Source organism: Candidatus Marinimicrobia bacterium CG08_land_8_20_14_0_20_45_22, from assembly GCA_002774355.1.
Classification (GTDB): Bacteria; Fidelibacterota; UBA2242; order UBA2242; family UBA2242; genus 0-14-0-20-45-22.
In genome coordinates this window covers 1-25,110 of sequence record PEYN01000212.1, presented here as the reverse complement: position 1 = coordinate 25,110, position 25,110 = coordinate 1, and the positions used below count along the sequence as shown (strand labels likewise).

The 25,110-nt window shown below is 44.7% G+C and carries 28 protein-coding genes; 6 read left to right on the top strand and 22 right to left on the bottom strand.

Annotated features, from left to right (window positions below):
• Nucleotides 1-8 precede the first annotated feature (8 nt).
• Both COT43_11990 and COT43_11985 read right to left on the bottom strand, forming a co-directional pair.
• A complete protein-coding gene (locus COT43_11990; protein PIS27158.1) occupies nt 9-1,148 on the bottom strand; it encodes a hypothetical protein in 1,140 nt (379 codons plus the stop codon).
• A gap of 259 nt (nt 1,149-1,407) precedes the next feature.
• On the bottom strand, nt 1,408-2,652 hold the full coding sequence (locus COT43_11985; GenBank protein PIS27157.1) for a hypothetical protein: 1,245 nt from the start codon (nt 2,650-2,652) through the stop codon (nt 1,408-1,410).
• Nucleotides 2,653-2,727: 75 nt separating this feature from the next.
• Between COT43_11985 and COT43_11980 the strand changes: the two genes are divergently transcribed.
• Nucleotides 2,728-3,798: a hypothetical protein gene (locus COT43_11980; GenBank protein ID PIS27156.1), complete on the top strand. Its 1,071-nt coding sequence runs from the start codon at nt 2,728-2,730 to the stop codon at nt 3,796-3,798.
• 30 nt (nt 3,799-3,828) lie between these two features.
• Here the strand turns inward: COT43_11980 and COT43_11975 are convergent, their stop codons facing one another.
• The gene (locus tag COT43_11975) at nt 3,829-5,127 is read right to left on the bottom strand and encodes a hypothetical protein (protein ID PIS27155.1); all 1,299 of its coding nucleotides are present in this window, start codon (nt 5,125-5,127) and stop codon (nt 3,829-3,831) included.
• Between the two features lie 139 nt (nt 5,128-5,266).
• Between COT43_11975 and COT43_11970 the strand changes: the two genes are divergently transcribed.
• The 4 genes from COT43_11970 (at nt 5,267) to COT43_11955 (ending at nt 8,022) form a co-directional block, all read left to right on the top strand.
• Nucleotides 5,267-5,791, top strand: a complete 525-nt coding sequence (locus tag COT43_11970) for an adenylate cyclase (protein PIS27179.1) — start codon at nt 5,267-5,269, stop codon at nt 5,789-5,791.
• A 91-nt stretch (nt 5,792-5,882) separates the two neighbouring features.
• On the top strand, nt 5,883-6,857 hold the full coding sequence (locus COT43_11965) for a D-cysteine desulfhydrase (protein PIS27154.1): 975 nt from the start codon (nt 5,883-5,885) through the stop codon (nt 6,855-6,857).
• 40 nt (nt 6,858-6,897) lie between these two features.
• The gene (locus COT43_11960; protein PIS27153.1) at nt 6,898-7,482 is read left to right on the top strand and encodes a hypothetical protein; all 585 of its coding nucleotides are present in this window, start codon (nt 6,898-6,900) and stop codon (nt 7,480-7,482) included.
• Between the two features lie 18 nt (nt 7,483-7,500).
• Nucleotides 7,501-8,022 carry a hypothetical protein gene (locus tag COT43_11955; protein PIS27152.1) on the top strand — a complete coding sequence of 174 codons (522 nt, stop codon included), beginning with the start codon at nt 7,501-7,503 and terminating at the stop codon, nt 8,020-8,022.
• A gap of 81 nt (nt 8,023-8,103) precedes the next feature.
• Here COT43_11955 and argF read toward each other — a convergent pair whose 3' ends face one another.
• From argF to COT43_11860, 19 genes are all read right to left on the bottom strand, one after another.
• A complete protein-coding gene (argF, locus tag COT43_11950) occupies nt 8,104-9,018 on the bottom strand; it encodes an ornithine carbamoyltransferase (protein PIS27151.1) in 915 nt (304 codons plus the stop codon).
• A gap of 51 nt (nt 9,019-9,069) precedes the next feature.
• Entirely contained in the window at nt 9,070-10,428 is a 1,359-nt protein-coding gene (locus COT43_11945; protein PIS27150.1) for an HslU--HslV peptidase ATPase subunit, read from the bottom strand.
• Nucleotides 10,425-10,982, bottom strand: a complete 558-nt coding sequence (locus tag COT43_11940; protein PIS27149.1) for an HslU--HslV peptidase proteolytic subunit — start codon at nt 10,980-10,982, stop codon at nt 10,425-10,427. The genes COT43_11945 and COT43_11940 overlap by 4 nt, the downstream gene beginning before the upstream one ends.
• Nucleotides 10,983-11,051: 69 nt before the next feature.
• Nucleotides 11,052-12,437, bottom strand: coding sequence for an RNA polymerase sigma-54 factor (gene rpoN / locus COT43_11935; GenBank protein ID PIS27148.1), 1,386 nt, complete (start codon nt 12,435-12,437; stop codon nt 11,052-11,054).
• Nucleotides 12,437-13,159, bottom strand: coding sequence for an LPS export ABC transporter ATP-binding protein (lptB, locus tag COT43_11930; protein PIS27147.1), 723 nt, complete (start codon nt 13,157-13,159; stop codon nt 12,437-12,439). Before lptB ends, rpoN begins: the two co-directional genes overlap by 1 nt.
• A gap of 37 nt (nt 13,160-13,196) precedes the next feature.
• Nucleotides 13,197-13,730 carry an LPS export ABC transporter periplasmic protein LptC gene (gene lptC, locus COT43_11925; GenBank protein ID PIS27146.1) on the bottom strand — a complete coding sequence of 178 codons (534 nt, stop codon included), beginning with the start codon at nt 13,728-13,730 and terminating at the stop codon, nt 13,197-13,199.
• Complete coding sequence (locus tag COT43_11920) at nt 13,727-14,704, bottom strand: D-arabinose 5-phosphate isomerase (GenBank protein PIS27178.1); 978 nt, start codon at nt 14,702-14,704, stop codon at nt 13,727-13,729. The genes lptC and COT43_11920 overlap by 4 nt, the downstream gene beginning before the upstream one ends.
• 4 nt (nt 14,705-14,708) lie before the next feature.
• Complete coding sequence (locus COT43_11915; GenBank protein PIS27177.1) at nt 14,709-15,245, bottom strand: 3-deoxy-D-manno-octulosonate 8-phosphate phosphatase; 537 nt, start codon at nt 15,243-15,245, stop codon at nt 14,709-14,711.
• 8 nt (nt 15,246-15,253) lie between these two features.
• Nucleotides 15,254-16,078 (bottom strand): 3-deoxy-8-phosphooctulonate synthase, encoded by an 825-nt coding sequence (locus tag COT43_11910; GenBank protein ID PIS27145.1) that lies wholly within the window; start codon nt 16,076-16,078, stop codon nt 15,254-15,256.
• Nucleotides 16,075-17,727, bottom strand: a complete 1,653-nt coding sequence (locus tag COT43_11905) for a CTP synthase (protein PIS27144.1) — start codon at nt 17,725-17,727, stop codon at nt 16,075-16,077. Before COT43_11905 ends, COT43_11910 begins: the two co-directional genes overlap by 4 nt.
• Nucleotides 17,714-18,457, bottom strand: coding sequence for a 3-deoxy-manno-octulosonate cytidylyltransferase (gene kdsB, locus COT43_11900; protein ID PIS27143.1), 744 nt, complete (start codon nt 18,455-18,457; stop codon nt 17,714-17,716). The genes COT43_11905 and kdsB overlap by 14 nt, the downstream gene beginning before the upstream one ends.
• Nucleotides 18,454-18,753 (bottom strand): Asp-tRNA(Asn)/Glu-tRNA(Gln) amidotransferase GatCAB subunit C, encoded by a 300-nt coding sequence (locus tag COT43_11895; protein ID PIS27142.1) that lies wholly within the window; start codon nt 18,751-18,753, stop codon nt 18,454-18,456. The genes kdsB and COT43_11895 overlap by 4 nt, the downstream gene beginning before the upstream one ends.
• Before the next feature lie 123 nt (nt 18,754-18,876).
• Nucleotides 18,877-20,511 (bottom strand): arginine--tRNA ligase, encoded by a 1,635-nt coding sequence (locus COT43_11890; protein ID PIS27141.1) that lies wholly within the window; start codon nt 20,509-20,511, stop codon nt 18,877-18,879.
• A 105-nt stretch (nt 20,512-20,616) separates the two neighbouring features.
• A complete protein-coding gene (gene rsfS, locus COT43_11885) occupies nt 20,617-20,967 on the bottom strand; it encodes a ribosome silencing factor (GenBank protein PIS27176.1) in 351 nt (116 codons plus the stop codon).
• A gap of 38 nt (nt 20,968-21,005) precedes the next feature.
• Nucleotides 21,006-21,533, bottom strand: a complete 528-nt coding sequence (locus COT43_11880; GenBank protein ID PIS27140.1) for a hypothetical protein — start codon at nt 21,531-21,533, stop codon at nt 21,006-21,008.
• 10 nt (nt 21,534-21,543) lie between these two features.
• On the bottom strand, nt 21,544-22,014 hold the full coding sequence (locus COT43_11875; protein ID PIS27139.1) for a hypothetical protein: 471 nt from the start codon (nt 22,012-22,014) through the stop codon (nt 21,544-21,546).
• A gap of 170 nt (nt 22,015-22,184) precedes the next feature.
• Complete coding sequence (locus COT43_11870) at nt 22,185-23,030, bottom strand: pantoate--beta-alanine ligase (GenBank protein PIS27138.1); 846 nt, start codon at nt 23,028-23,030, stop codon at nt 22,185-22,187.
• A 3-nt stretch (nt 23,031-23,033) separates the two neighbouring features.
• Nucleotides 23,034-23,834 carry a 3-methyl-2-oxobutanoate hydroxymethyltransferase gene (gene panB, locus COT43_11865; GenBank protein PIS27137.1) on the bottom strand — a complete coding sequence of 267 codons (801 nt, stop codon included), beginning with the start codon at nt 23,832-23,834 and terminating at the stop codon, nt 23,034-23,036.
• 11 nt (nt 23,835-23,845) lie between these two features.
• Nucleotides 23,846-24,409 carry an NUDIX hydrolase gene (locus COT43_11860; GenBank protein ID PIS27136.1) on the bottom strand — a complete coding sequence of 188 codons (564 nt, stop codon included), beginning with the start codon at nt 24,407-24,409 and terminating at the stop codon, nt 23,846-23,848.
• An 89-nt stretch (nt 24,410-24,498) separates the two neighbouring features.
• Between COT43_11860 and COT43_11855 the strand changes: the two genes are divergently transcribed.
• Nucleotides 24,499-25,110, top strand: a 612-nt coding sequence (locus tag COT43_11855) for a sugar kinase (protein ID PIS27135.1), incomplete at its 3' end; no start/stop codon positions are given.

Genomic DNA, 25,110 nt, shown 5'->3' with positions numbered 1-25,110 from the left:
ACAAACGGTTATCCAGAAATTGAAAATCTCAATGTCGCCGCGATTTCTCCCCAAGAATCCATCGGGCTTTTAACATACTGCACATTGACACCCTGAGATAAGGCTATGTGCAGTAACTGCTCGACAATGTCGTTAGTTCGCTCTAACGGGCTACCATCTATCGGACATTTTTCGACGACATCTACAGCCAGAAAATTATCATTTCGGCAAAAAACGCCTTTATGCACGAAGTTTTCCTGAATGATAAGCGTATCAACCCAATTTTCTACGATTTTGGGAATGACCGCCTGAATTCCTTCGACAGCCTGATTTTTTTGCTCCTTTGCTACGAAATCCGCCAACAGTTTTTTCTCATATACTTCACGCGCCTCATTTTCCGTTTGTTGCGCTATCATAAAAACTTCATTCAGCGGAGCCGATGGTTCAACTTCTATGACATCTACAACTTTCGAGGTAACGTAACCGTGTAAATATTTCCGAAACTCATTGATCGTCTCACGTTTCCCACCCAGAATAATCCAGTCGAAATCCGTCTTTTGGTTTAAATCAAAAACCTGCTGGGCAATCTGCTTGTAATGCTGGAGAACCGTTTGCTGAATGTTTCTCTCTACTTTCCGTTCCAGATTTCCCTGAAAACCGGCGCCGCGAATCGGCTCTGGAGCGGCATTTTCGGTCGCATATTGTTCGGTAAATTCTCCCATATGTGATTCGAATATTTTCGCCTTGGTGCGGTCAACTAAAACCAGGGCGTAGTTTCTGTGAATACTGAAAAATGTCGAGAGCGGACGAATATACGGTTTGGGCTGGATAACCAATTCATTGACCAGTGGACGTTTCAAGTTCAGCGTTCTCCAAAGTCCTGAACCCGACGATACGAAGCATATCGAACTAAGCGCCTTCGTCGTGTCTAATTCTTCGTTAAACCAGTTCAAAATACGATCGAAATCAGCCAAGACGGAACCCTTTTCGTTCTCGGATAGCTGTTTAAAATAGGTTGTACTCTTTTTATACTTGATCATTTTTTTAAGTTCGACGATGTGACTCTTCCGGTTTCCCGTCAATATCCCAAGGTTCAGGTAAGCGCTGGTAACTGGAAAATCTCTCTTTTTGAATCGAATCAATTCTTTTACGAGTTGTTCACTGATCATAATGCCTCCTGTAGTTAATGTTTCAAGTTTTTGGATAAAAATGCACGCCGATACCGAATTTTTGCGTTATTAAGAGAATAACCCAACGAGAAGCGAATCTCAATTGGCAGATTCCCGATGCTGTGCAATTCGGTATCTCTTTCATTTCTGATCCACAATGATATTAATAACGAAATTTTTAGACATTATCAATAACAAAATTGACATTTTCATTTTTAATGTCTGCACCTTTTAAAAAGGTCCCGATAATTTTTCAATCTTAAATGTATGAACCGATTTCGTTGAGCCATGCAACCGGTTTCACCGATTTTGCAATCAACTCGTATGGATCGTTAGACTTTTCCCCATTCATATCCAGCACACAGCACTTCGCGGTTTTGCCGAGTTCCAGACTCCCAACCTCTTTGTGGAATCCAATCGCATAAGCGCCGTTTAACGTGGCGCATTTGACAGCAATTTCCGGCGACAATCCGAATTCGTCAACACAGATACCAATTTCTTTTCTAATATCGAGATCTGACACGCCAGACAGCCCTTCAGTCCCGAGGCAAACATTGACTCCTTTTTCTAAAAACATCGAAATCGGAGGGCGTCCAAGGTTTAAATCTCGGCTCACTCTCGGACAGACACAAATATTGACTTTGGCAGAGAACGTTTTCAACAACTCAATGTCCGACTCATCGGCATGATTCATATGAACAAGAATGTTGTGTTTGGCATAAAAATGGTAATCAAAAAAATATCTCACCGCGTTCATACCGGGTATTTTCCAACCATAGTCGAAGTCTTCGATTGATAGAAGGAATTGTTTGATTTTACCTGAACCGCTTAAAAAGAACGTATTTTCATCTTCTGTCATGTTCATGTGAACAGCGATATGCCGCTCGCTGATTCCAATCTCTTTTAAAAGATTTTGCGACAACGCCCATGGAGATGAAGGCGCTAGATGTTTTGTAACCCGTTTGTTGACGATTTCTTCTTTAATCATATTCTGATATTTACGGAAAATCAGCGTGGCATCTATATTCTTGAATCCAGTAATTTCATAAAAAATACGCGCAAAGAGTGGACTGGCAAGTAACGGTTCAAATGATGCACCATCCGTTGTAAAATCGGTTAATGCGACCGTCCCAAAACGATGAATGTTTTCAATATTTTGTTTAACCGCATCAATCTTTGTCGTTGGCTCGACCTCCCGATTAAAGTCACGAATATATCGTAAGTATGAATAATAATCGGCTGGTTTCGACGGCGGACTTATCTGGTCTAAATGTGTGTGTACATTTACAAATCCCGGGAAAATCACAGAATTTCCCAGATCGATCGTCTCCGACGCTTCACGCCGGGCGTTTTCGACCTGATCAACTTCGAGTATCTTATCCTGATTGATGATGATAATGCCATCTTGGATGGGCGGACGGGAAATTGGCACGATCCAGCGCGCCCGGAATGCGCGAGTTTGTCCGTTTTCTTTCGTTTCCGTCAACTGATTATTTTCTTCCATTCTTCCTCGGTTTTCCAGATTTATTCAACTGTCACCGACGGAATTTAACAGCCTCGCCATGGAAAAACAACACGAATGACTTGGTATTGTCCGTTATTTTCTATAATATTTATTGTTTCTTTACAACGCTTGAACGATAAAATTCGGCTAAAAAACGGGCAATTCAACCCGATCAAAGGAAACCCAAGGAAAAAAATGATACGATTTAAAAGTAAATTCTATTTACGAAAACGACTCTGGTTCTACGGTGCGATGATCTTCATATCGGCGATATTCCTTCGGGCACTTTTCGACTTCGTTCAGTACCGACTTTCTCAAAAACGATTGAGTAACTTTGAAGAATTGATCACGGATATGGAAAATCGCGGATTTGAGCGAGCAGAATTGATCCGGATATTCTCCGATCCGCGCGTCGAATTCTATCCGGAAATTTCTGTCAAAGAATTCACTCCTCCGGAATTGGATAACACATCCGATTTCATTCACGAAAAAACGCACCACTATGATACACAAAGATTTTTGGAAAAGTACAAGCACTATCTCGACCTCGCCGAAAATCGTTATCACGTTGAAAAAGAAGCCATCGTCGCTGTTCTGATCATTGAAACTAAACTCGGAAAAGACATTGGAAAACATTCGGTCTTCAACATCCTGAGTTCGATGTCACTGACAAATAGCAAAAAATCGCAATATGCCATTATTAAATTCGTTAAAAAAAAATATCCCCACCTACCGGAACAACAGCAAGAAAAACTAGTCGAACGTCTTCAGCAACGCGCCAAATCCCGTTCGGTTTGGGCAAGAAAAGAATTAGCAATACTCATTCAGTTGCACTTGGAAAAGGATATTGACATCCACAACCTGCCGGGTTCGCATTCCGGCGCTTTCGGTTATCCGCAGTTTTTACCATCCAGCGCAAAATCCTACGGAATCGACGCTAATCAAGATGGAGTAGTCGATCTGTACAATTTTCCAGATGCCATTATGAGTGTAGCCAATTTTTTACATAAAAAAGGATGGGACAATGACCAGCAAAATCAAAAAGACGCGCTTCGTTCCTACAACAACAACCTTCAATACGTTTCAAACGTCATTTTCACAGCAGATTCTCTCAAGACTGTTTCAGAAGCAGAATCCGACAACTAAGATTAAATCACCGAAAACCCCTTTAGTAGGTTATGGATGCTGAATAATAGGCGATTCTCCTTTGAGCATCTCTTCTTCTTTCCAGAGATCGTTTAGCGATTCGTTGAGATAATCGGAGTAAGTTTCCTTCGCCTTCACAACATTGCCCATTCCTGCGTATGCTTTCGCCAAAACAAGCCGATACCGCCGTATTTCCGGATTGTGTTCGACCGCTTTAAGAAGATATCTGACCGCTTTTTCGTATTCCTTTTTCTCGTATAACAACTTTCCGTGATAATAAAAAGAATGCGGCTTATCAGGCGACAAGTCGATTTCCCTTTGCGAGTAAAGGAGCGCTTTATCAAGGTTGCCCTGTTTTCTGGCTATTTCCGAAAGTAGGTACAGCGCGTCAACCGAATTCGGATTAATTTGAAGAACCGATCGGCAGTAATATCCGGCTTTGGGGGTGTCGTTCAGGTTGAAGTGATTCAGACGCGCGAGCATCAAGAGGTTTTGAATATCGTAATTCTTGTTTAAAGCTTTCCGGTAATGGAGTTCGGCGTTCCGGAAATTACCCTGCTTATATTCGAGAAATCCCCACGCTTCGTATGTATGAGCGGATCGTGGTGAAATTTCCGATAATTTTTCACAGACTTTGGCGGCATCGAGAAAGTAGCCGTTGTTGGTTAAAATATAGACAAGCAATTCGAGATGAAACGGATCTTCTGCCAACCGGCTCGCTTTTTTTGCCGCCGCAACAGCCTCTGTACTTCGTCCCATATCCATCAGATATGTTGCATAAAAAACCGCCACATTTGGGCGATCCGGAAATTGGACAGTGAGATCTTTTAGTTTTTCCAAGCATTTTAAGGGGCATTCGAACGGCTCTGCAGATTCGATAAGCAAATAGAGTGCTTCATCCGTTCGTGTACACTTGTAAAGAATAGTCGCAATCTGTGCGGTAAGATCCCAACTTTTAAATTCATATCGGGAAAAATTAAAAAAATCTTTTAAAAACGCTCCGGAGGAATCGTTTAGCGCTAAGGCTCGAAGATACTCTTTCTTGGCAGTCAGAATATCTTTTTGCTGGGCTAACGTCCATGCAAGTCCCCAAACTGCATAAAAATTTTCCTCTTTTTTCAGGATTTCGGAAAATTTAGATTCTGCTGTCTTCCAATCACCGGCTTCGATAGATTTCTCCGCTTTTCGGTAGGCAGAAGCGAAGTCTTTTGGTATCTCTTTCTTGATCTGCTTGTATCGAAGTCTATTTGGCAGATGCGATTTTTCACCAGCAAGTCCGATTGCCATACAAAAGCAAAGAATCGATACAACTTTTACACTTATTTTCATCGATAGGGAATATGTAAAATTCGTTACGAATTTTCAAGGGAATATTCGCTGAAATTAAAATAATCCGGATTTTTTCCGTTCCCCACAGACTGTTTATATTTTGGAATCGCCATCTTTGCCTCTTAGATTAACAATCGAAATGAAGTGCCGAATTATCGAAATCAAAGCCAGATGTCCAGACATTGATCGGGTCAGACAACTTCTCATTGCCAATGATGCTGTTTTGAAGGGAACCGATCATCAAATCGACACCTACTTCCGGGTTATAGACGGTCGTTTAAAATGCCGAGAAGGAAACATTGAAAGCGGATTGATTTTTTATAACCGAAAAGATCAATTAGGCCCAAAATTATCCGACGTGGAAATGTTCCGTTCGTCTAATCTTGCAGAGCTGAAACAAATTCTCATCCGTAGCATCGGGGTCAAAGTCATCGTTGATAAAAAACGCGAGATTTACTTTATCAAAAACGTCAAAATTCATTTAGATGACGTTCGCGGATTGGGAACTTTCGTTGAAATCGAAGCAATCGACGAAACGGGGTTAATCCAGACCAAAGAACTGGAACGGCAATGCTGGCAAACGATCCGACTGCTCAATATCGAGAATATGGAGCGGCTCGAATGTTCATACTCAGATATGCTTTTGAAAAAGGAAAATGCTTGATTAATTTTTTACCAAAGTTGAAAACAAATTTTTTGAATTTGGATATCAATGAATCACTTCCCAATTTTTATCAACAAAATGAGGAGCGACAATGAAACTGATCGATGACCTTTTGAAACCGTTCCCACGAGAAAAAGTATCCGTTCTTCCGACGCCTTTTTACCGCATGAACGACATTTCAGACATGCTGGGATGCAACGTTTACGTCAAACGCGACGACCTGACCGGATTCGCATTCGGAGGAAACAAGACACGGAAATTTGATTTCCTCGTTGCTGACGCACTGGCAAAAGGATGCAATACGATTATTGGAATTGGCGCGAATCAATCCAATTTTTGCCGAATCCTCTCCGGTGTAGGCGCAAAGTTTGGTCTCAGTGTTCATCTGGTTTTGAGCGGTGCAAAACCAAAAACGCCGACGGGAAATTTGCTAATTGATCATCTTTTCGGCGCCGTCGTTCATCATGTCGATACGATCGATCCAGTCGAGCGAATGGAAGAAGCGCTTCAGGTTAAAAATCAATTAGAATATCAGGGAAAAAAAGTCTATTTTCTGCCGCCGGGAGGCTCGATCCCACGCGGCGCACTCGGTTATGTGGCTGGTTGGGGCGAGTTGATGGATGATTTCGAAACGAATCATTTAGAAGTGAGTACGATCATTCACGCCTCTTCTTCGGCGGGAACTCAGGCCGGATTAGTTGTTGGACAGGCAATCACCGGTTGGCCAGGTCAAATCATCGGAATGAGCGTGGACGTCCCTCGGCAAGCCCTCGAAAAAGATGTCTTTACGTTAGCGCAAGCGACGGGTAATCTTGTAAACATCAACGTTGAAAGAGAACTGGTTCACGTCGATGACTCGTACATCGGAAAAGGATACGGCATCCGGACCGCTGAATGTGAAGATGCTGTGACAATTTTTTCCCGCCATGAGGGAATTTTTCTCGATTATGTCTATACGGGAAAAGCGGCGGCAGGCTTGCTTGATTACGGGAATACCGTTAAATTTGCGCCCGATGAAAATATCGTTTTCATCCACACAGGTGGAAATATCGAACTATTTGAATAAAATTGATTTTGTTAAAAATTCAAAGATTTAGAAATCCAAAATGATGGAAAGCCAGTTTTTAAATTCAACTCTGTTTACGTGGGTTGTCATGCCTTTGCTCATCTTCTGCGCACGGATCATAGATGTCTCGATCGGAACTATACGTATCATTTTCGTCTCGAAAGGCAGTAAAATCCTTGCCTCATTTCTGGGGTTTTTCGAAGTCTCGATCTGGTTGCTTGCCATCTCAGAAGTGATGAAACACATCTCCAACCCCGCTTGTTTTTTCGCCTATGGGCTCGGATTCGGATCGGGGAATTTCATCGGCATTACCTTGGAAGAAAAGATGGCGCTCGGTCTTCAAGCAGTCCGAATCATCACGCAGGACACAATCGATATTCTCACGATGGCGCTTCGCGATGCCGGATATGGCGCGACCGTCATGAAAGCCAACGGAGCAAAAGGAGAAGTCAATATTATTTTCAGTATCGTTCCCCGGAAAAAAGTTTGCGAAGTTTTGGAAATAGCGCGAGGCATTGATCCAAACTCATTCGTGTCCGTCCAAGACATTCGCGCGGTCGATTCCGGTTGGATTCCGGAAAGAACTTCATTTTCACGATGGAAATTCTGGTCAAAAAACAAATAAAGAACTATTCATAAACCAATGAAACCAAAAAATAAACTTGCCTATCTTTATCCAGTTTTCGGCGGGATCGGATTATTGCTAATCGACATCTTTGTCAAAAGTGTTGCCAATCGCCTGCTTCCTTTTCAAACTCGCGTCGAAACGTGGATTCCCTTTCTTCATTTTTTCAGAACTTACAACACCGGCTATCATTTCATTTTCGGGGAAATCGGAAACCAGCAAATATGGGCGTATAGCGGAATCATTTTGGTCATTTTTCTGATCTTTACACTTTATCGTTCACTCATCAAGGAAACGTACGATCGGAGCGGCTTCGTGATTTTTTCCATCATCCTGAGCCTCACGATCGGAGCCACCGGAAACGTTCTGGAAATTCTTTTTTTCCATCATGCAACTGATTTCTTCATTGTTAGCCCGTTCCCGTGGCCGAGCAATATCTGCGATCAATACATCAACTCGATCATCTTCATCATGTTGCCAATCTTTTTCATCAAATCCTTTCGGGACAAAAAACGGGGAATTCCCGGTGCAACCGAATAATCCGCTATAGGAGAAATAATTAAAAACGCCCGATAAGATTTCCCATCGGGCGTTTCGATTTTTAATCAGCAAAATGACGAATTAACCGAACATAACTTTTAGGATAATCGCTTTTTGAACGTGCATACGGTTTTCCGCTTCATCAAAAACGATGGAATTTTCACTGTCGATGACCTCATCGGTAATTTCATCGCCGCGATGAGCCGGCAGACAGTGCATGATCAGGCAGTCGGACTTGGCATGTTTGACCAATTCCGCGTTAACTTGATAAGGCATGAAATCCTTTTTCCGTTTTTCGGCTTCCGCTTCCTGTCCCATGCTCGCCCACACGTCGGTATAAATTACATCGGCGTCCTGAACGGCTTCAATCGGATTTCGTGTAATTTCCACACGGCTAATCCCTGTTTTTCTGGCATTTTCAACGATCGTTTCATTCGGATCATATCCAGCAGGCGACGCCAAGACAAAGTGCATGGGAATTCGCGCCGATAAATTGATCCACGAATTCGCCACGTTGTTCCCGTCGCCGATGAATGCAACTTTCAGATTGTCCAAATTTCCGCGATGTTCCAGAACCGTAAAAATATCTGCCATGATTTGGCACGGATGATTCAAATCCGTCAACCCGTTGATAACCGGCACACTTGAATATTTTGCAAGTTCCAGAATATGAGCATGATCAAATAACCGCGCCATGATGACATCGTCGTAGCGGGAAATCACACGAGCAATATCTCTAACGGCTTCTCGTTTGCCGATTCCAATGTCGTTCGGACCCAGATAAATCGCATGACCGCCCAATTGCGTCATTCCTGTTTCAAAAGAGAGGCGTGTGCGGGAGGAAGGCTTGGCGAAAATCATCGCCATCGTTTTTCCTTTCAACGGCGTATATTCGACGCCTTCTCGGACGTATTTTTTCAATTTCGCCGCCAATAGAAATGTCTCATGAATTTCTTCAGTAGAAAAATCGGTGATATGTAAAAAGTCTCGTTTCATTGATTTCTCCTTATGTAAATATTTCCTAAATGAATCGACCTGTTGAAGCAATTAAAGAATATACCGACTCAAATCCCGATCTTTGACAATGTCCGCAAGCCGGGAAATTACCCGATCACGTGTGATACGCACTTCGCGGATGTTGTCGTCGGGAACGTTATATAAAATATCTTCTAACAGCGTCGTAAGAATCGTATGCAGTCGTCTGGCGCCGATATTTTCCATTTTTTCATTGACTTCCGCAGCTATTTGAGCAATCTCTTCAATCGCATCATCATCGAAAATCAGATGAACATTTTCGGTCTCAAGCAATGCCGAATACTGTTTCAGCAGGGCATTTCGCGGATTTTTCAATATCTGTACGAACTCATCCTTGCCAAGACTGTCCATTTCTACGCGGATCGGAAATCTGCCCTGAAGTTCGGGAATCAGGTCGCTGGGTTTTGTCATGTGAAAAGCGCCGGCGGAGATGAACAATAAATGATCGGTATTCACAACACCAAACTTCGTCTGAACGCTGGAACCTTCGACAATCGGTAGAATATCGCGCTGGACGCCTTCACGCGAAACGTCCGGTCCGTGCGACGATTCGCCGCTTTTCGACGCGATCTTGTCGATTTCATCCAGAAAAACGATGCCGGTTTCCTCTACGCGCCGAACCGATTCCTTAATAACAAAATCCATGTCAATCAGTTTCTGCGCCTCTTCCTGCGCGAAGATATTGCGCGCTTCTGCAACAGTCGTTTTCTGAAGTTTTTTCTTCTGCGGAAAAGCGCTTCCCAGCATTTCCGATAAATTGACGCCCATCTCCTCTAATCCCGCCGGACCGAAAACTTGCATCATCGGCATCGCGGCTTGTGTCACGGAGACTTCAATGATACGATTTTCCATCGAACCATTCTCCAGCATTTCTCTAAACTTTTCGCGGGTTCGTGAAAATTGATCGTCGTTGTCGAGAGTTTCTTCATTGGTCGCATGCGTTTTCTTCCGCGGCGGTAATAAAATGTCCAGAATTCGATCATCCGCCATGCGATGCGCCTGTTCATCGACTTCAGCCATACGCTCCGCTTTGACTAAATTGACCGATATCCCCGTTAAATCCCGAATGATGGATTCGACATCCCTGCCTACATATCCGACTTCGGTAAATTTTGATGCCTCAACTTTGATAAACGGCGCATTCGACAGATTCGAAAGACGTCGGGCGATTTCCGTTTTCCCGACACCGGTCGGTCCAATTAAAATGATGTTGTTGGGAAGTATATCTTCTTTGATTTGCCCGGTCACCCGCTGGCGACGCCACCGGTTTCTCAAGGCAATTGCAACCGCTTTTTTGGCTTTCGCCTGACCAATAATGTAAGCGTCGAGTTCCTGAACAATTTCCCGCGGAGTCAATTCGTTTTTTATCATAAATCTATGACCGTAAAAAAGTTATTCGTATAAATGCAGATTTCCGAAGCGATCCGGAGCGATTCTTCGACAATTTCATGCGCTGAAAGGTCGCTGTGTTTCATCAAAGCGCGCGCGGCGGCCGTCGCAAATGCTCCGCCACTACCAATGGCAATGATGTCGTCGTCCGGCTCGATCACGTCACCCGTTCCAGAAATGACAAGAAGCGTTTCCTTGCTCATTACAGTCAGAAGCGCCTCAAGTTGACGTAAATATTTATCCGTTCGCCATAATTTGGCTAATTCTACGGCAGACCGGTTCAGGTTTCCTTTATATTTTTCAAGCATTGATTCGAATTTTTCAAACAGCGTAAACGCATCGGCTGAAGCGCCGGCAAATCCGACGAGAATCGTGTCATCGTACATTTTTCGCACCTTTTTCGTATGATGCTTCATGATCGTGTTACCGATGGTCACCTGACCGTCGCTACCCATGGAAACCATTCCATTCCGACGTACACCGATCACCGTCGTCGAACGAATTTCATCGCGGTGTACAAATTTCTGTTTTTCCATCTTGCCTTCCATAATTTTATTAGAAAGTTTAATCTTTTCTGAAATTTGGGCTGGAGTGACCCAACGTTCTCAGATATTTCGGCGCAAACGCGCAACGGATATTTTGAGTTGTTCGCGGTATTTCGCAACGGTGCGCCGGGCGACCGGAAAACCTTCCTTCTTCAGAAGTTTCGCTAATTGATCGTCGCTGTAAGGCTTTTGTTTGTTTTCCGCTTCGACGATTTCTTTCAGTTTTTCCTTAATGATTCTCGTCGAGATTTCTTCGCCGTCTTCATCTTTCATGCCTTCATTAAAAAAATATTTCAGTTCATGAATACCGGACATCAACTGCACATATTTTCCGCTCGTTACGCGGCTTATCGTTGAAATGTCCATGTTAACTTCTTCGGCTATATCTTTGAGAATCATCGGTTTTAGCGGTTTGTGTGTGTCTTCAAAAAAATCACGTTGTTTTGCGATGATAGCTTTCATGACACGTATCATGGTCATTCGGCGCTGTTGAATCGCTTGAATGAACCACTTCGCTGAGTCAATTTTCTTTTTCAGATATACTTTAGCATCCGCGGTCGTTGAAGAACCATTCGTAACCATAGCCATGTAGCTGGAACTGATGCGGAGTTCCGGAACGCGCGAATCGTTCACTTCAACAATAAATTCCCCATCAATTTTCTCGACGATCAAATCCGGAACGATATAGCGCGGTTCAGGACTGGTCAATGATGCCCCAGGTTTTGGATTCAACCGAATGATTATTTCCTTCGCCGCATGCAGTCGCTCTTGATTCCAGCCAAGTGTTTTCATGATGATCGCAAACCGTTTATTGGCAAAATCATCGAAGAAATCACGAACGATCACTGCCGCATCCTCAGAATTCGGAATTTGTTTTAGTTGGATTAAAAGACATTCGTTTAAATCGCGTGCGCCGATTCCCGGCGGATCAAATTGTTGAACTTGTTTAAGAACATTCAATGCTTTCTGCTCGGGAGCGCCCAAACCGTAGGCAATATTTTCAATTGGAACCGTCAGATAACCATGGTCATCGATATTCCAGATAATTTCGGAAGCGATTTTTTGATCGATTTCGTCAAAGTTCATCAACTTGACTTGCTCGAAAAGATGATCGACTAATCCTCGTGGAGAAGGCTGAACATAATTGCCATGTTTAACGTTGTGATCGTATTCCTGCTTCGGCTCATATTCGTCGTTATGCGGCAGAATGGAGTCCCAATCGATCTCGTCCTTTTCGTCAGGTTCCTTTTCGGATGCTGAATCAGTGGATTCCTCTGTATATTCAGACTCGACTTCTTCCAGAACGGGATTCTGCTCCAATTCCTGCGTGACTCTTGCTTCGAGCGCAAGCGTCGTCAGTTGCAGAATCGTGGATTGAAGAATTTGCTGGGGCGTAAGCCGAAGTTCCTGAGAAAGTTTTTGAATTTGTGATTGACTTAGTTGCATTATCTGTCCAGCTTAAACCTATCGCCTAAGTAGAGCCGTTTTGCGTCCTCGTCGTTAGCCAAAAAGTCGGAAGTCCCGGATTTGAGAATATTGCCTTCGAACATGAGATAGGCGCGATCGGTAATCGACAGCGTCTCGTGCACATTGTGATCTGTAATGAGGACACCGATGTTGCGGGATTTCAGATTGACGACGATTTTCTGAATATCTTCTACAGCGATCGGATCGACGCCTACAAAAGGTTCGTCAAGAAGAATAAAATCGGGATTGGTCACCAATGCGCGCGTAATTTCCGTCCGGCGTCTTTCACCACCCGACAATGTGTAGGCTTTGCTTTTCCGGAGTTTTCGGATGTTTAATTCGTCTAAAAGCGACTCCAGCCGATCCATCCGCTCCTGTTTTGAAATATCCAGCGTCTGCAAAACTAACATTAAGTTTTGCTCGACAGTCAATTTTCGGAAAACCGAAGGCTCCTGCGCAAGATAGCCGACGCCGAGTTGAGCGCGGCGATACATCGCCAGTTTGGTGATTTCCATATCGTTGATAAAAACTTTTCCGTCGGTCGGTCTAATCATTCCAGTGAACATGTGGAAAGTAGTGGTTTTCCCGGCGCCATTCGGTCCCAGTAATCCGACGATTTCGCCTTTAGCGACCTGAATCGAAACGCTGTCGACGACTTTGCATTTGCCATACGTTTTACAGAGCGCCTCACCGCGAAGCACTTTCTTTTCAGATGAGACGGATAATGTCGTTTCGCTACTAATCGTTGAACTCCCTTTCTGTTACGCCAGTCGGCTTGCGGATAATCCAGTTTTTAAGGTCCGAATCGGACTCGAAGCCAACGCCGTTCAGCGTATCTTGTTCGGTAACAAATATGATGAATCCTTCAGATAGAATCCGTTCTTTCTCATGATTCCATTTGAGTTCCTGCGTGTAGAGCGTCACACCGCTGTCGGACACGACAACAACATCTCCTTTGGCGATCAGATCATTGGTGCTTTCATAAACAATTGCCGTTTTGGATTTCAGATGCGAAAGATGCCGCTCTTCGTTGTTAAAGAAATCGATCTCAACATTTTCGTCCATCGAAACATAAGCCATGTTGTTGTATTTAGTCAAATGCCCGGCATCGACAAGCGCGCGCTTTTGTCCGTCTTTTGTCAGCGTGATCTGAGACGACCAACTTTCCTGATCGGGATACTGTTTTTCGGATTCGCTCAATTGTTCATCGGTCATCTTCGAGCAACCAGACAGACAAATAAAAAGCATGGACAGAAAGAGCAGTTTTTTCAAGATAAAATCCCATACCGTAAAATATCGTGAATATGAATGATGCCAATTGGTCTGCCTGTCTTTTCTTGGGCATAAACGAACAGATTCGTGATCGCATGTTCTTCCATCAGGTGAAGCGCGTCGATCGCAAGACAACTCGACTCGATCCATTTGGGATTCTTTGACATGATATCTTTAGCGACCTTGTTCAGAAAATTGCTCCGTTTTTCTAAACTGCGCCGCAGATCGCCGTCGGTGATGACACCAACTAAGTTCTCGTCCTTGTCCATGACGCCGACGATTCCGAATCCCTTTTTCGTCATAATGAAAAGCGATTGCTTGATGTCGTCGCTGGCAGAAACTAACGGAATCTGTTCGCCTTTGTGCATGAGATCTTCAACGGTCGTCAGCAATCTTCGCCCCAGCGAACCACCCGGATGAAAAGCCGCAAAATCTTTTTGGTCGATTTTTTTTTGGGTCATCAGCGCGATGGCCAGCGCGTCGCCCATCGCTAGCGTGACAATCGTGCTTGCCGTCGGAACCATGTTGAGCGGATCGGCTTCGGTCATGACCTGCGTATCTAAAACGATGTTGCATTTTTTCGCGAGCGTTGAGTTGGTTCTGCCGAGCAAACCGATGATCGGAACGGCATTTTTTTTCAAAAAAGGAACGAGGTGAATGACTTCGTCGGTCTCGCCGCTGTTGGAAATGAGAATCACCGTGTCGTTTTTCGAAATACCTCCGAGATCGCCGTGTCCCGCTTCGTAGGCGTGAATAAAAAAACTCGGCGTACCGGCGCTCGAAAGCGTCGCGGCAATTTTGCTTCCGATATGCCCGGATTTCCCAACACCGGTTACGATGATCTTTCCCTTTGTTTTTTGGATCAGTTCGACGGCTTTCTCAAAGTTTTCGTCGATTCTTTCTTCCAGTGCGGCAACCGCTGATGCTTCGATCCGGATCAGTTCAATCGCTTTGCCTATGTAATCTTTTCCCATCATCTTAGACATCCTTATAGGTATCTTTCGTCAGTATTTCCAGCGCCGGGATGAATTTTTCCTGCGCTTTCAAAATCAATTCAATCACTTCCCGAAGCGCTCCGTCGCCGCCTTTCCGTTTTGTCACATACAACGCGTGTTTTTTGACTTCGGAAAGCGCGTTAGCGACGGAAATTGGTACGCCGACACGTTTAAGAAGCGGAATATCGATCAAATCATCGCCGATGTAAGCGATTTCTTCATCGGAAACCTGAAATTTCTTCTTGATCTCGGCGTATGGTTCCAGTTTGGCGAGATTTCCCTGAAACAGATTATCTTCCAGATGCAAGTCTTTCATCCGATATGCCGTGACTCCCGAATTCCGCCCGGAAATAATAGCCAACGGAAATTTCACGGCGCGAAGCAGAGCAACGCCGGTGCCGTCTAAAACGTGAAAACGCTTGATTTCCATGCCGTTTTCACCGATAAACAGTGAACCATCGGTAAAAACGCCATCGACATCAGCGATAAGAATCTTGAGTTTTTTTAGTCGTCTTGTCAGTTCGTTTGTCAATATGATTTTTCCCTTACTAAGGTTGATAATTCTATCAATTTGCGAAGCAAATCCGGGAATTCGTCGAGTGGAAATTGGGTAGATCGATCGCTTTTTGCCTCGTTGACATTGTCGTGAATTTCCATAAAAATGCCGTCGCATCCCGCCGCAACCATTGCTTTGGCCGTCGTTGGGATGTATTTTCGATTTCCGCCGGTGACAGTTCCGCCCGGAATTTGGGCACTATGCGTCGCATCGAAAATCACCGGATAGCCGGTTTCCTGCATAATCGGAATTGACCGGGCGTCGGTGATCAAATTTCCGTATCCGAACGAGACGCCCCGCTCCGTCAGCAATATCGCATGATTACCGGTCGATTCGACCTTCCGAATCGGATGAATTATATCGAACGGCGAAACGAACTGACCTTTCTTGATATTCACGGGTTTCCCCGTTTGACCAGCCGCAACTAAAAGATCGGTCTGCCGACACAAAAAAGCAGGAATCTGCAAGACATCTACAACCTCCGCCGCCGGTTTGGCATGCGACGGTTCATGAATGTCTGTTAAAACCGGAATCTGAAATTGCGCCTTTACTTCCTGAAGAATTTTCAAACCTTTCTCTAATCCGGGACCGCGGAATGAATCGACGGATGTCCGATTGGCTTTGTCGAATGAAGATTTAAAGATAAACGGAAATTTCTGCGACTCGGAAAGACTTTTAAGCCGTTCCGCCATTCTCATGCAATGATCGCGACTTTCAATCACACAAGGGCCCAGGATAAAAACCAGCGGGTGATGGTTACCGATGGATATTGTGTTGATCTTGACGATTGTCATCATCTCGCCGTCCTTCCCAAAGAATTGGATTTTGCATTGTGATAAGCCAGCGCGGCTTTGACAAATTCTCGGAAAAGCGGGTGCGCTTTACCGATCCGCGATTTCAGCTCAGGATGAAATTGGCAACCGACGAACCACGGATGCTGAGGAAGTTCGATCATCTCGACAAGATTAAGTTCTTTATTTACTGCTCCAACGTGAAGTCCAGCCTTTGTCAGAATCGGTAAAAACTGGTTATTAACCTCAAAGCGATGGCGGTGGCGTTCGGAAATTTGCTTTTCCCCATAAATTTTCTGAGCCTGACTCTTATCAGTAAGCTCGGCGGCGTATCCGCCAAGCCGCATCGTTGCGCCTTTCGTTGAAACCCGCTTTTGTTCTTCCATTAGATCGATAACAGGATAAGGCGTATCCGGGTTGAATTCCGTACTATTCGCGCCGGTCAGTCCGCAGACGTTTCGCGCGTACTCAATAACGGCACATTGCAAGCCGAGACAGATACCGAAAAATGGGATTTTCTTTTCGCGCGCAACACGGATCGCCTCGATTTTTCCTTCGATGCCGCGGTCGCCAAAACCGCCTGGAATTAGCAATCCGTCGATATGGTTGACCAAGTTTTCATGTTCCCCGTTTTTTCCAAATTCCTCCGCTTCGATCCATGAAATTTCGACATGCGCATTATTTTCGACGCCGGCATGAACGAATGATTCGACGATGGATTTGTAAGCGTCATGAAGTTGTGTATATTTCCCGCAGATAGCGATTCGGACGGAGTTTTTCGGATTTTTTACGCGCTCAACAAAAGATTCCAACTGCTTTAAGTCGGGTTTATGTTTAGGCAATTCGAGCAAATCGGTGATCAGATTCCCCAATCCTTGTTGGTCATAAATGAGCGGAATTTCATAAATCGTCGGCGCGTCGATCGCCTCGATGACAGCGTCTAGAGCAACATTACAGAAGAGCGCGATTTTTTTTCGGACATTCTCAGTTAAATGTTGCGTCGTCCGGCAGAGTAAAATATCGGGTAAAATACCGATTTCTCTCAGTGTCATCACGCTATGTTGAGTGGGTTTGGTTTTGATCTCACCGCTGGACGGAATGAACGGAACGAGCGTTAAATGCACATTCAGGCAATTCCCGCGTCCAGATTCAAATCGAAATTGGCGCACGGCTTCCAAAAACGGTAATCCTTCAATGTCGCCAACCGTCCCACCGATTTCACAAATGACGACATCATATTGATGCTTGCTATTTACAGCGGCGATTCGGCGTTTGATTTCATCCGTGATGTGCGGGATGACTTGAACGGTCGCGCCAAGGTAATCGCCACGGCGTTCGCGCGAGATAACCTCATAATAGACTTTTCCGGTCGTCGTGTTGTTCATTCCGTTCATATTTTCATCGATGAACCGCTCGTAATGTCCGAGGTCAAGATCGCATTCCGTTCCATCTTCGAGTACAAATACTTCGCCGTGTTGATAGGGACTCATGGTTCCCGGGTCGATATTAATATAAGGATCGAACTTCTGGATTGTGACTTTGTAACCATGCGATTTCAGCAGATAGCCGATCGAGGCGCTCGCGATTCCTTTGCCGAGACCGGAAATCACACCGCCGGTTACAAAAATGTATTTGGTTGGTTTACCTGAAATCATGTCGTATCATTTTCTCTGCAAATTGAAGGTCTGCCGGTGTGTCGATTCCCAAACTCGCTCGATCTGTGGTAACAACCTTGATTCGATAGCCGTTTTCAATAATCCGAAGTTGTTCCAATTTTTCCATTTCTTCTAACCGAGAAACGGGTAAAGAAGTAAATTTGAATAAAAAGTCAAGGCGATAAACGTAAAGCCCAATGTGAACCAGCGTCGGACTTGGAAATCTTTGCGTCTCGTTGTCTCGGACAAACGGAATGTTCTGACGGCTGAAGTAGATTGCCTCACCGCGGGAATTTGTCAAGACTTTTACGACATTTGGATCGGATAATTCTTTTTCGGTGATGTTTGTTCTTCCCGCCGTACTGACGACGCATTCCGGACTTTGCGCTAAGGCTTCAATGGCATCATCAATAACAGTCGGATCTAAAAATGGCTCGTCCCCTTGAATATTTACGATAATTTCCGCCGATTCTTTCTTGACAGCATAGGCGACCCTGTCTGTTCCGGATGGCAAACCCGATGGCGTCAGAACGGCTTCCCCACCGAAAGATTCGACCTCTTTCTGAATACGCTCATCATCGGTTGCAACGATCAATCGTTTCAGAAACCGGCTTTTCACAGCATTTTCGTAAACGCGGCGGATGAGCGTTTGACCGGCAATTTTTTTCAGCGGCTTCCCCGGCAAACGTGTCGAGGAATATCTCGCTGGAATGACGCCGACGATATTCATGAATTGATATCCTTGATGACTTTTGGCACGCGGAAATAATCTCCGAGTCGTTCCGGGGCATTTCTAAAAACGTCCTCTTTCGAGAGCGATTCGGCCGGCGAATCATCCCGGAAAACGTTGGTCATTTCATGGACATGAGAAAGAGGCTGAACGGACGAAGTGTCAACCTGTGAAAGTTGACGAACATAATCTAAGATTTGCTCGATCTGCGCGGCGTATTTTAGTTTTTCCGTGTCGGTTAGGTCTAACTTAGCAAGTTCGGCGATTTTCCCGACAATTTTTTCATCAATTTCCATATAACCTTTCAAATGACAACGACGGACAATTTAAAGATTTTGAATATCTGAATCAAGCAGACCGATTGGAATGCGGGATTTTTTTACCAGATTTGCATGGTTTTTGCCAGAAAGCGCGGAGAATTACATTTTTTCCAGCGCGGAAATTCCGATGAGACGGAGTCCATTGCTCAAAACAGTGCGGACAGCCTGAATGAGCGCGATTCTGGCGATCGACAGGTTTTGGTCGCTTGTCAAAACGCGATGCTCTGTATAAAATTTATGGAACGCCGTTGCTAATTTCTGCAAATAGGTCGTCATGTGTTGGGGTTCAAGCGTGTCATGACAAATTCCGATGACTTCCGGAAATTCACTGAGAACATTCAAAAGCGAGAGCGCTTCCGCTTCCCGTAAAAGTCCTGCATCAAACGGTTCATTTAAACCAATTCCCTGCGTATTCGCGTTTCGCAGAATACTGCAAATTCTGGCATGGGCATATTGAAGATAGAAAACCGGATTTTCCTCGCCTTCCGTTTTGGCAAGCGCCAAATCGAAATTCAATTGGCTGTTCATTCCGCGCATGATGAAAAAATACCGGACGACATCTTTTCCGACTTCATCGACAAGTTCGTCAACTGTCACGTAATTTGCTTTCCGCGTGGACATTTTCATCTTATCTGCGCCGCGCGTCAAGGTGACAAACTGATGAATCAGGACTTTGATCCGTTTAGTGTCATACCCGAGCGCCTTCAATCCAGCGAGAACATCAGGATAAGTTGCGTGGTGGTCGGCACCAAAAATATCGACAATGATATCAAACCCGCGTTTGAATTTCGTCGTATGATAAGCAATATCCGGCAAGCGGTAAGTTGCTTCATCCATTACGCTTTTCCACAGAACACGGTCGTCGGCGCCGCCATACTGGCTAGCTTTAAACCAGATGGCGCCGTCTTTTTCGTAACTGGCGCCGATTTCCTCGAATTTTTTCAACACCGCCTCTACTTCGCCGTTTTCATACAAACTTTTCTCATTATAAAAACAGTCGAATTTGATATCAATCCGCTCAAGCGTTGTCTTAATATCTTCAAAAACTGCATGTTCGGCTGAATTTTTAAAAATCTCATTCTCGGGATCGTCCTTGAATAGATCTCCGTATTTTTCGACGATTGTTTTCGCAATGTAACTGATGTACTCGCCCTGATAATGATCTTCGGGAAATTCATCATCAAATCCGAGCGCCTGCCGATAACGAACAAATGTCGAGTGACCCAGAATTCTCATCTGCCGTCCGGCATCATTGTAATAGTATTCCCGCTCAACGTCGTAACCGTTCCATTCTAGAATTCTGGCAACGGTATCGCCGAGAACGGCTTGTCTGCCGTGACCGACGGTCAGCGGGCCAGTTGGGTTGGCGCTGACAAATTCAACCTGCGCCTTTTTATTTTTTCCGCGAGATGACCGTCCATAATCCGAACCGGATTTTAAAATTTCATCAACGACAGTCTGCAATTCCTGCGACGCGAGAAAGAAATTGATAAAGCCGGGCGTTTTGACTTCGACCTTTTCGACAACTTCCGGGCGTTTCGGCAAGGCGTTGATAATTTCACCGGCGATTACCATTGGCGGACGTTTGAGTGTTTTTGTTAGCGTCATGGCCAAATTCGTTGAGAAATGGCCAAAATCCAGATGTTTCGTTCGTTCGATTTGGATTTGCGTCGGTTGCGATATCTGAAGCGTTTCCAGCGCTTCGATCAACATTTCTTGTATTTTCACTGTCATTGGTTCCTTAAAAAACGCGGGTAATTTAACGGTCAATCCATTTTATCGCAATAATCTTGACCGCTAAAAAAGTTCTGTAAAAATGAATTATATGAAATGCCGGATCTATTCGTCCGAAGACTCAATTTTCTCGACGGGAGCATCCGCCCACAATCGTTCGATATTATAATAGTCGCGCGTTTCCCGTGTAAAAACATGCACAACAAAATCGACATAATCCATCAGAACCCACTTCAGGTGCTGGTATCCTTCAATGTGCCACGGTTTTTCTTCGGGAAGCATTTTCATCTCGATTTCATCGACAATCGCTTTAGTATGGGCATCCGCTTCGGCCGTGCAAATGATAAAATAATCGGTCAATGAGGTCAATCCGCGCATATCCAGAATAACGACGTCGGTCGCTTTTTTATCAAAAGCAATCCTTGCCGCTTTGACCGCCGATTCGCGCACGGACACAGCAGGTTTTTCTTCAGGCTTTTTTATCATCAGGCTGGTCAGTTTTCCTTGATCGATTGGATTTTTGAATAAACGGGAAGCGTATTGTAATCCTTCCCAATAATGAGCGTCATATCGACTTGTAAAGAAGGATCTTTTTCATCATATAATCTTCCAGAATCCAGCGAAAGTGTTGCGTTGACAGAACTTAGTTTTTCCGGAACATCTGCTCGCTGAATCAGGATCGTCTGGGGAACATCCGACCGCGAAGCGTTTCCCGAAGCGATCACATCGAATCCTTGTTGCCTGAGATAATTCGTGAATTCCAGCGCCAATCCGGGTTTTTCGGTACCGTTCAATACCTCGATGATAATATTGGAGAAGGGATTTTCCGGAGCGGACATCGTTTCAGCGGTACTTAGCATGACCTTTTGCAGATTATCATTCATGCGTTTGCCGGTCGAATAGATAAATCCGCCAATGATTACCGCCAAACAAAAAATCGCAACATTCAGAAACCAATTCTGAACATCGCCTCGCTTTGACTGTTTTTTTCTGTTGTGTTTGGATCGAACCTTACGCTTCACTATCTATCACCTAATACGGAAAATACCGATAAGAATATGGACCGTATCCGTAATAGTAAGTCGCCGGAGCACGATCGAAGCTAAAATTCAACAAGACATTATCTTTTGGACGATAAATGATGTCAGCCCCGTAGGAAATATTGTCCATCAGATTTTGGTTTAACTGTGTATTGCCCATCTTGAGCGGATCGTGGGAAAAACCGACCCGACCGTTCATCATCAGCTTATCTGAAAAGAGATAAGAAAAATTGTTCTGATACACGCCCATTGACGCCGATTGTTTTCCAAACGTCGCAAATGAAAGCGAGTAAGACTGGTGCATTGAAAAGCGGCTTTTATCCAAAAATCCCAGTCCCAACAATGATGGCCCAATACCGGGAATTTTAATGCTCTGCTCAACGGACGCAGTCTCTCTTAATTGACTTTTGAACTGACCATGCACCAATCCGAAAGGTAAAAACAAAAAGATTGATACCCACATAACTACTGCTTTGCGCCTCATCTTTTCACCCGATTTGCGGATTTCATAATTCACATCCCATTTTAAAAGTTTTACATGAGTTTGTCAAGTGGATTCTCGACTATTTTCTCATTCTACTGCAAAAATCCGAATCAATCTTACAACATCCATTTCATAGGATTTGTTCCGGTTCAATCAATCAAAACCAGGTTATCGATCAGTCGGGTTTTCCCAAAGCGAACCGCCACGGCGACAAAATTCCCCGATTCAATATTTTGTACATTCTCCAACGTGATCGAATTAACGATTTCGATATACTCAATTTCCGCAAGCCGCGATTCGCCAATCGTTCGCCGGATCAATTCCGCTACGGCTAAAGCATCCCGATTACCATTTAATACGAGTTCTTTTGCTGACTTCAACGCGCGGAAAATAATTGGCGCTTGCTGACGTTCTTCCGGTGACAGATAGACATTTCTCGAACTCATTGCCAATCCATCGGCTTCCCGAACGATCGGAGCGACGACAACTTGAACCGGAAAATTCAAATCGTCAACCATTCGCCGGATGATGATCGCCTGCTGAGCGTCTTTTTGCCCAAAAACCGCAATGTCCGGCTGAACGATGTTGAATAATTTTGAAACAATCGTCGTCACGCCCCGGAAATGAATCGGACGCGACGCGCCGCACAGCGTTTTGGAAAGTTGTTCGGTCATGACATAAGTAAAATATGGTTTGGGATACATTTCCGCCACGTTGGGATAAAATATCAGATCGACACCGCGTTGCTGCGCTAATTTTTCATCGCGCTCAAAGTCGCGCGGATATTTATCCAAGTCTTCATTTGGTCCAAATTGCGTCGGGTTGACGAAAATGCTCATAACGATAAAATTGCATCGTTTCTTCGCTTCATCGACGAGCGAAAGATGTCCCTCATGCAAGTAGCCCATCGTTGGAACTAAACCGACGGATTTTCCGGCAAGACGAATTTCCCGGAGGATTTCCCGTGTTTCCGGAATACTGCTCACGACTCTCATTTTTTAGTAACTCTCCTCTTTGGAAGGAAATTTCCCCGCCCGAACATCCGAGCAATAGTCCGAAACGCCTTTCCGAATGGTTTCACTGAGATCGGCATAACGCCGCGCAAACCGGACCTGCATCTTGTCGAATAAACCAAGCAAATCGTAAATGACGAGAATTTGTCCGTCGCAATCAACGCCCGCGCCGATTCCGATCGTCGGTATTTTCAACGATTCCGAAACTGTTTTTGCCAATTGTGCTGGCACTTTTTCCAGCACAATTGAGAACGCGCCGGCAGATTCCAGCGCCAGAGCGTCTTTCTTGATTCGTTCCGCTTCGATCTCGCTGGCGCCTCGGACGCCGTAGCCGCCGAATTCGTGAACGCTTTGCGGCGTAAATCCTAAATGTCCCATTACCGGAATTCCAATCTCGACGAGTTTTCGAATCGTCGGACAAACCGGTTCGCCGCCTTCGAGTTTGACGGCTTCGACGCCACCCTCTTTCATAAATCGCCCTGCATTGTGAATCGCCGATTCGATGCTTTCCTGATACGACATAAACGGCATGTCACCGACCAACAGTGCGTGTTGAACGCCGCGACGAACGGATTTGATGTGATACAGCATTTCGTCCATCGTTACCGGTAATGTCGTCTCGTATCCGGCACAGACGTTTCCGCACGAATCGCCGACCAAAATCAGATCGACGCCAGATTCGTCCAGCAAATAGGCGAAAGTGTAATCATACGCGGTCAGCGCTGTAATTTTCTGTTTTTCAGATTTCATTTTCAGGAGTGTGGAGATTCTTACTTTTTTATTCATCGTTTATTAACCTATTTTTTACCGACGATACGTTCATATTTTTTCGATTCTCTTTCCGAAAGCCATCTTTTCAGAAGTTGTTCGTGGATCGAAAAAACCAGTTGCGGCCGTTCGTCAATTTTAAAAAAACGCGCGTCTTGAACATCGTCGCCGGGTAGGATTTCGAAGCTCTGCAAAATCATCCGATAAATGACGATGAGGATGTCGCCGTAATACCCGTTCAAATGAATTTTGACGTCGAATAACGTCGGCTGAATTCCGTTCAGTCCAGTTTCTTCTTTCAGTTCACGAATCGCGCCGTTTTCCGGCGTTTCACCCATTTCAATAAATCCGCCTGCTAATGACCAGCCGCCTTTTCCCGGTTCCACATTTCGTTTCACGAGCAGAATTTCGTTCCGATCGTTTTCGGCAAGAATAGCCACCGACGGGATCGGATTTTCGTACAAAACCGCCTTGCATGCAGGACAAAAAGTGCGGATTCTGCCTTCTATATTCACCTGTTCCATCGGATGTCCGCATTGATAACAAAACCGGTATTTCATGTCAAGAAAATAAGCAGTTTTACACGGATTCACAACGCATTTTTCCGTAGATGATGTTGAAAACGTCAGGCGGATTTTGTATCTTCTGATGCAAATTGAAACGTCTAACTGAGGAATTTCTCATGTCAAATTCGGTACTGGTTGTCGGCTCCGTCGCCTTTGACGATGTCGAAACGCCTTTCGGAAAGCGCATTGATGCGATCGGCGGCTCGGCGGTTTACTTTTCCGTTGCCGCTTCTCATTTTTCAAATGTTCGGCTCGTCGGTGTCGCCGGGAACGATTTCCCGAAAGAAACCATCGAACTCCTAAAAAAACACCGTGTCGATCTGGGTGGGCTCGAAATCGCCGACGGGAAAACCTTCCGGTGGGGCGGAAAATATTATTCAGACGTCAATAAACGCGACACGCTCTATACCGATTTGAATGTGTTCGCCTCATTCGATCCGAAGATTCCTGAAGCCTACCTTCAGACGCCGTTTGTCTTTCTCGGAAATATTCAACCGGCGCTTCAATCGGATATTTTAAACAAAATACAAAAACCGAAATTCGTTGCATTAGACACCATGAATCTATGGATTCACACGACTCGTGACGACCTGATGAAAGTAATTCCCCGCGTCGATCTGCTATTTATCAACGACACCGAACTCGCCGAACTGACAGGCGAAAACAATCCATATTCCGGTTTGCGGAAACTCCACGCGCTCAGTTTGACTTATATCGTCCTGAAAAAA